The following is a 7551-nucleotide window of genomic DNA, read 5'->3' as shown; positions in this document are numbered from 1 at the left end:
AAAAAAAAATACTTCTCTCTGGGGCGTGCGCCCCCCCCCCCCCCGCCCCCCCCCACTTCCCCATGTCAGTGCTGTTGCTGGTAAACGGCATGTGTTACTGCTGATCGTTTCTCATCGTCTGCTGCTGGTTCTGAAGTTGCATCTGTGCAAGCTGAGTCTGCATCATGCGCATTGTCTGTGCTTCGTCGTGGCGTGTCTGCTCAAGATCGGCGAAGACGCGATTTTGGAGCTCTTTCGCAAAAGCGGCAAGCTTTGCTTTTTCAAGAATAGATACGGTCACACTTTGTACGCCGCCTGCTGGGTTTACTACTCGAAGTTCTCCTGGGAAAGTCATGGCCAAAAACATGAGACCAATTGCGACAAGGAGAAGTCCGCCCAGAAAACTACTGCGGAGCGTTAGAAGTCCAGCAAGGAAAATAAGGATGCCGATGATAAAACGTCCAATATAGAACTTTGTGGCGGTGTTCACTGAAGCGATAGTTTTGAGTGGAATGATGTTTTCGGTGCTTCCCAGAGGGATGAGGCCGAGCAAAGTATTAGGCATTTTGAAAACGAAACGTGTTGACGAGCACATGAGCTCGCCTTGCATATACCACGTCATCAATGATGGGGAGACTTTCGTTCCATAGATGTTGTTCTCGCCAGGTGCAAGTTGAAAAGATGTTTCAGTATTGACGCTCATTTGTTTTCCTTAAGTGAATGAGTATGTGCAGAATGTAGCGTATTATCGCATAATCTGACTGTCAATTAATATGGCATTTTTCCAGCTTATAGGCGTGTCATTCATGGGTTATGACACTACATATTTCATTTATGTTGCGGTTATATCTGAATCTATTTATTAAGCATCTTTGTTTTGTATCTTATGGGCGTGGCCGTAGCTGAAGGCAAGGGTGGATCCAACTGTTTCTCACTCCTCATGTGGATTTATCCACTTCCGGCGCGCATTGGGCGATCATTACGGGTTTCGCGTTAAACTCTCTAGGTGCCAAAAAACAACGAGTACAACGCGCGTCACCTTTCTGTTCTCGAGGGGCTCGAGGCGGTTCGTAAACGCCCAGGAATGTATATCGGTTCCACGGATTCGCGGGGCCTCATGCACTGTGCCTGGGAAATTATTGATAATGGCGTTGATGAAGCACTCGAAGGATATGCACATCGCATCAATGTTCGTCTCTGCAAAGATGGCTCAATTGAAGTTGACGATGACGGCCGTGGCATCCCTGTAGACGAAGTCCCGGGGACAGGCGCATCGGGTCTTGAAGTGGTCTACACCAAGCTGCACGCCGGTGGCAAGTTCGGCGGAGGGTCGTACGCGTCATCAGGCGGACTCCACGGAGTGGGGGCATCTGTCGTGAACGCGTTATCTGCGCGTCTCGACGTGTGGGTGAAGCGTGATGGCAAGATTTGGACAATGTCTTTTAGCCGCGGGGAACCGGGCGTTTTCGATGACAGCGCAGGGGTGAGTCCTGATTCGCCCTTTACTCCTGACGAGGATTCCTCGGAGCTACGAGTCGCGGGTAAGGTCGCTAAGAAGGACACGGGCACCAAAGTTCGCTACTGGGCAGATCCTCAGATTTTTCCTGACTCTGCACAGTTTTCGTATTCTGAGCTCATTGAGCGTGTGCGTGAAAAGGCGTTCCTTGTCCCAGGTCTGACGATGAACGTAACCGACGAGCGCCAGCTCAATGACAACTCAGATCGGCACGAAACCTTTCAATATGAGGGTGGGGTTGTTGACTTCGTCGATTTTCTCGCTTCCGATGCTGCCATCACGGATACGATGCACCTGACCGGCGAGGGAACATTCACGGAGACGGTTCAAGCTCTCGATCCACATACGGGTCATCTTGCACCCAAAGATGTTGAGCGTACTTGCCAGGTGGACATTGCCTTACGCTGGGGAAATGGCTACGAAACCACCGAGGAATCTTTCGTCAATATTATTGCCACACCCAAGGGTGGTACACATTTGGCGGGCTTTGAGCAGGGTGTAGTGAAAGCGTTGCGTGGAGTCATCGATTCTAAGTCTCGTCAACTCAAGCTCTCAGCCCGTGACCCAAAGATTGAAAAAGAAGATATTCTTGCAGGATTGACCGCCGTCATCTCCGTACATTTCCCGGAACCGCAGTTTGAAGGTCAGACGAAAGAAATCCTTGGCACTTCAGCAATACGCGCGATTGTCTCCAAAGTTGTTGACACGGAGTTGTCTGAGATTCTGTTGTCCAATAAACGCGATCAGAAGACCGAGACGATGCGACTGGCAGAGAAAATCGTGGCAGAGATGCGTGCGCGAGTCGCCGCGCGAACACAAAAAGAAATTTCACGGCGCAAGAACGCCTTGGAAACTTCCACGTTGCCCGCCAAACTTGCTGATTGCAGAAGCGAAGATGTCTCGCGCTCTGAGCTGTTTATCGTTGAGGGAGACTCTGCACTCGGAACCGCCAAACTGGCGAGAAATTCAGAGTTCCAAGCGCTCCTGCCGATTCGTGGAAAAATTCTTAACGTTCAAAAAGCCTCGCCTACCGATATTTTGAAAAATGCAGAAGTATCGTCGATTATTCAAGTTGTTGGCGCTGGCTCAGGACGCACTTTCGATGTTGACGCTGTTCGCTATGGCAAGATTATTTTCATGACGGATGCAGACGTTGACGGCGCGCATATTCGTACCTTGTTGCTCACGCTCTTTTTCCGCTATATGCGACCACTTGTCGAGGCAGGACGAGTCTATGCTGCAGTTCCACCATTGCACCGTATTGAAGTGGCTGGAGCCGGCCGCCGTAAGGGGGAGTTGATCTATACATACTCTGATAACGAGCTTGTGCGAGAACTTGCAAAGTTAAAAAAGCAAGGACGTAGCTATAAAGAGCCGATTCAGCGGTACAAAGGTCTGGGTGAGATGGATGCTGATCAGCTCGCCGAAACAACGATGGATCCCGCTCACCGCACCTTGCGACGAATCTCGATGGCAGATATTGAAGCGTTGCGTTACGCCGAGTCAACATTTGAGCTTCTCATGGGCTCTGAAGTTGCTCCGCGCAAGGAATTTATCGTGGAAAGCGCTGACCAGATTTCGCGAGATCAAATTGACGCCTAAGATTTTCTTGGAAGAATGGATAACAACAGGTTGCCAATGGAAACGAGAGGAGAGCCTGTGGCACAGTGGGCAGACCCTGTACGCAAGGGCGTAAGCTTTCCGCCGCCACATCTCGGTTTGGTATGGAGGCGTGCACGCGTTTCCGATCTAGAGCGAATGCTCATTCTTGCGGCTCAAGCGACGACTGGTGAGAACCATATCCGACGTGAGCCCGTGATGCTTGCTCGTCTTGCACGAATGAATGTGCTCCCTGAGTTTTCTGATGTAATCGGTGGATTTGATGCGGAAGGCGTTATGCAGGCCTACGCTTCGGTTATTGTTAATCCGCTCAATACGCCGATTGTTCGCGCACAAGTTGAAGGAGTGATCTCCCGTAGCTGGCGTCAAAAGGGGGTCGGGCGCGCTGTCCTCGAATGGCAAGATGGTCGAGCTCGTGAATTGGCGATGAGAGTGCCGGGTGCAACAGGCATCGAGATTGATTCCATCTCCGAAGAAGAAAATTCCGATTTGCGTCGTCTTCTCGCTGCTGGTGGCTTTGCTCCCGTGGAATCGCGACGCTTCTACCTGGCCGACGTCGCGCAGATGGCGGTGCTAGGGCGAGAATCTCTATCTTATTTACATGCTCACGGATACCAAGTTCATACCTTGCGCGAGGAAGATCTCGATCAACTCCACCTCATGAACAATTCTGATTGCGCAAAATCGCCGTTCTTGAAGCCTGCTGGTGATGAGGATTGGCGTTTGCTGATCTGTACCGTCAATGCGGAAGCATCAATCGTCGTCGACGATGTTGATGGTATCGCGATGTACGGTCTTGTCGAGGAGGGACGCCAAGGCGGTGGTTTGGTTCGTGCTCGAGGGATACGCCCACACCTTTCAACTGAGGTCATGTATCACGTCATTCTCGCTCATGCAGGCTTTGTCGCAACGCGTTTTTCTCAATTGCGTGTCCTTGTTGCTGATAACGAGCCGATTATCGACGCATTGAAACTTGCCGGATTCACCACCGACGGTGCACTGATCAGATATGCGATCACACTATGATTGCCGAGCGTGTCCTGGGCACTGGTGACTGCCATGCCCTAACAAAACTCATTTCTGCCTGTGAAGCGGCTCAGCGAGCGCAACTTCGTACCTCAAGTACCGAGGTAGAAGAGTATTTTTCCTCAGATTTTCCGCATCGTATTCGCGGATTCTTTTCTGGTCCTACTTTGGTGGCGTATTCGATGGTGCGTCTCCATGATCCCTCCTCGGCGCAGATGACGATGAGTGGGGGTGTACATCCGGATTTTCGTCGTCGCGGAATCGGACGACACGTGATTAGCCGCTCGATCGAAGCGAGTGGAGAAATTGCTCGTGAACAGCGGCTTCATTCATGGACAATGCGAATGTATGTCGATCGTGATAACAGCGACCTTGAGGCTCTCATGCAAGCATTTGCATTTCACACTAGAGATGCCATCGTTTCCATGCGAAAGCATATTGGCACCGGAATGCCCCAGATTTCCGATGCACACTATGTACGAGTCGGTGCGCTAGAGGAATCCATGGAAGAGGAAGCCCACAAACTTCGACGAACAGTTTTCGCTGACGCTGGAGCATGGCTCGGTCCACAGTGCACATGGCGTTTTGGTGCAATTGATGAGTTTTCCGACCGTCCCAAACTAGTGGGCTATCTTTTGGCCTCACGAGTTGAAGGATGGGCAGCTCCCGAAGCCCTTGTCGAGGAGCTAGTTGTCGAGCCACAATGGCAACGCCGGCGAGTTGGCGCTTGTCTCCTTGCTGTTGCTGAGAACGCATTTGCTAGGGAAGGGATCGGAGCGGTGTCTTTAGATCTCGATGCCGAATCTCCCGTTTATGATTCGTTCATCCAGCTCGGGTTTACCCCGGTAGCATCCGAGCGGGCATGGGGTCGCCAGTTCTCCGCTCACTGAGACTGAGCCACTTGAGTGGCCTTTAGCCAATTCCAGAAATCGGGTGGGCGAGTGCTTCTCCTGATCCGTCGCGTCGTTCATCGATATCCGGAAGAACGATTGCCTTGCCCTTTGCATCAACTGCGTGTGCTGGCAACGGTCCAACCCAGGCGTATTGCAGTATGTTTTCGCCGCGTAGGAAACGATGCGTTCGCACGCCTCCAGTTGCTCGCCCTTTCGCTGGATAGCGATCGAGAGGTGTGAGCTTGACATGTCCAGCGACTGTACCTGGTAACGCGTCTTCGGCACCTGAGATCGTGGCAACCACGTGGGCAGCTAAATCATTGCTTGGGACACAGCCAAACGCAATAACGCGGGCGTCTTGACTCAGCCTCATTCCTGCTATGCCACGTCCCGCGTAACCCTGAGGGCGAACATCGCTTGCGGGGAAACGTAGAAGCTGTGCGTCGGAGGATACCAGCACCACATCGTCGTCATCACGAGTGCTGGAAACTCCGACGACCACGTCGTCACCGAGCAAAGTGATCAGATACCCAGCATTTGCGGCGTCAGCCGCATTAGTCCGTTTGATCTTCCCCTGAGCTGTGGCGACGGCGATGATATCGTCGGAGTCCAGAGAGATGAGTCCAACAACTTTTTCTTTTGGAGGGAGGAGCACAATCTCGTCGATTGGGGCACCTGCTTCGAGTGATGGCGTCGTTTGGGTTCGTGGCAATGCCGGTACGTCTGCGACACGCAAACGTGCCACGGTACCTCCGCTGGTGACCACACCGACGTCGGTGAGATTGGAAGCGAGGATAGACGATAGAAGTGCTCCGTGGGGGACATGCCCTTCGCGGGAGAGGGGAGCTTCTCCTTCGACTCGCGCGACGCGTCCAGAGGTAGACAGAAGAACCCACGCCGGATCATCCGAAAGTTTCTTCGGCTTGCCATTGGCGCCGGTTGAGGTATCGGATTCGAGCAAGATAGTCCGACGCGGGGTGCCATAGTCGCGCGCGACATCGCTCAGTTCTCGAGTAATCAGTGCTTTAAGAGCGAGTTCTGACCCGAGAATTTCTTGTAAGTGCTCAATTGTTTTTCTCAACTCATTGCGTTCAGACTCGAGTTCGATTTGAGAGAACTTTGTTAGACGGCGGAGACGAAGTTCAAGGATGTAATCAGCTTGTTCGGCTGAGAGATCAAAGACTTCTCTCAGACGAGTCTTCGCTGTTGCCGAATCCTCGGATGAGCGGATCAGTTGAATGACTTCGTCGATGTCTGCGATGGCGATGAGCAGGCCTTCAACCAGGTGGAGGCGTTCGAGAGCTTTGTTGAGCCGGAATTGCGAACGGCGGCGAGTCACTGAGATACGGTGGTCAATAAACACCTGCAAAAGCTCACGGAGGCCAAGTGTGCGCGGTTCGCCGTCCACAAGAGCGACATTATTAATGCCGAACGATTCCTCCAGTGGAGTGTGTTGATACAGCGACGCGAGTACCTCTTCGGGAGAGGCGGCATTTTTCACTTCAACGACCAACCGCATCCCGTGATGACGGTCGGTGAGATTCTGTACCCCGCTAATTCCAGTAAGCTTCTTGTTCTGGACACCATCTTTAATTTTCTCGATGACTTTTTCTGGGCCGACGAGGTAGGGCAGTTCTGAGAAAACAATGCCCTTCTTACGTGACGTGATATTTTCGATGTGCGCGGTTGCGCGTGTGCGGAAGATCCCGCGTCCTGTCTCATAGGCTTGGCGGATGCCGTCGAGCCCCACGATCCGCCCGCCTTCAGGGAGGTCTGGGCCAGGAATATATGTCATCAAGTCATCAAGAGTGGCATCTGGATGGTTCAGAAGATACTTTGCACCGGCGATGACCTCATTGAGGTTATGGGGTGCCATGTTCGTGGCCATGCCCACGGCGATTCCTGATGAGCCGTTGACAAGAAGATTCGGGATCGCGGCAGGCAACACTTCAGGCTGCAGAAGGGTGTTGTCGTAATTGGGAACCATGTCGACGACGTCTTCGTCGAGTGACGCTGTCATTGCTAGTGCGGCAGGCGCCATCCGGGCCTCGGTGTAGCGAGATGCTGCTGGGCCGTCGTCGAGAGAGCCAAAGTTTCCATGCCCATCAACCATTGGCAATCTCATCGTGAATGACTGAGCCATACGAACCATCGCATCATAGATGGCAGTATCGCTGTGGGGATGGAGACGCCCCATAACGTCGCCGATCACACGTGAGGATTTCACATGACCGTGGTCAGGCTTGAGCCCCATCTGATTCATTTGGAACAAAATACGACGCTGGACTGGCTTGAGACCATCGCGCGCATCTGGCAGAGCGCGCGCGTAAATCACAGAGTAGGAATACTCCAAGAAAGAGGTGCGCATCTCCTGTGAAACGTCGATATCGACAATGTGTTCCTTCATGTCAGCCATTTGTCTATTATCGCTGTTTTTCCTAGCAATAGGGGGAGCGCCACGGGTGGCATACCTCGCTCGCTGTCGCGCCAGCTACCTTGAAATGAAACAATAGAACC

The 7551-nt window shown here is 52.5% G+C and carries 5 protein-coding genes; 3 read left to right on the top strand and 2 right to left on the bottom strand.

The features are described from left to right. Window positions 1–94 precede the first annotated feature (94 nt). Window positions 95–682 carry a PH domain-containing protein gene (locus ACTOVJ_RS07665; protein WP_449501937.1) on the bottom strand — a complete coding sequence of 196 codons (588 nt, stop codon included), beginning with the start codon at window positions 680–682 and terminating at the stop codon, window positions 95–97. Between the two features lie 303 nt (window positions 683–985). On the opposite strand from ACTOVJ_RS07665, the gene ACTOVJ_RS07660 reads away from it, so the two are divergent. The 3 genes from ACTOVJ_RS07660 to ACTOVJ_RS07650 are packed head-to-tail and all read left to right on the top strand — an operon-like array spanning window position 986 to window position 5031. Beyond that, window positions 986–3097 (top strand): DNA gyrase/topoisomerase IV subunit B, encoded by a 2112-nt coding sequence (locus tag ACTOVJ_RS07660; protein ID WP_449501938.1) that lies wholly within the window; start codon window positions 986–988, stop codon window positions 3095–3097. A gap of 57 nt (window positions 3098–3154) precedes the next feature. Further along, on the top strand, window positions 3155–4141 hold the full coding sequence (locus tag ACTOVJ_RS07655; protein ID WP_449504681.1) for a hypothetical protein: 987 nt from the start codon (window positions 3155–3157) through the stop codon (window positions 4139–4141). Further along, on the top strand, window positions 4138–5031 hold the full coding sequence (locus tag ACTOVJ_RS07650) for a GNAT family N-acetyltransferase (RefSeq protein WP_449504680.1): 894 nt from the start codon (window positions 4138–4140) through the stop codon (window positions 5029–5031). The genes ACTOVJ_RS07655 and ACTOVJ_RS07650 overlap by 4 nt, the downstream gene beginning before the upstream one ends. Before the next feature lie 22 nt (window positions 5032–5053). Here ACTOVJ_RS07650 and ACTOVJ_RS07645 read toward each other — a convergent pair whose 3' ends face one another. Next, entirely contained in the window at window positions 5054–7450 is a 2397-nt protein-coding gene (locus ACTOVJ_RS07645; protein WP_449501941.1) for a DNA gyrase/topoisomerase IV subunit A, read from the bottom strand. Window positions 7451–7551 lie beyond the last annotated feature (101 nt).

Source organism: Arcanobacterium sp. (ex Cirak et al. 2026), assembly GCF_053585065.1.
Note: the sequence above shows the minus strand (reverse complement) of the source record. Positions and strands in the feature narration are given on the sequence as shown.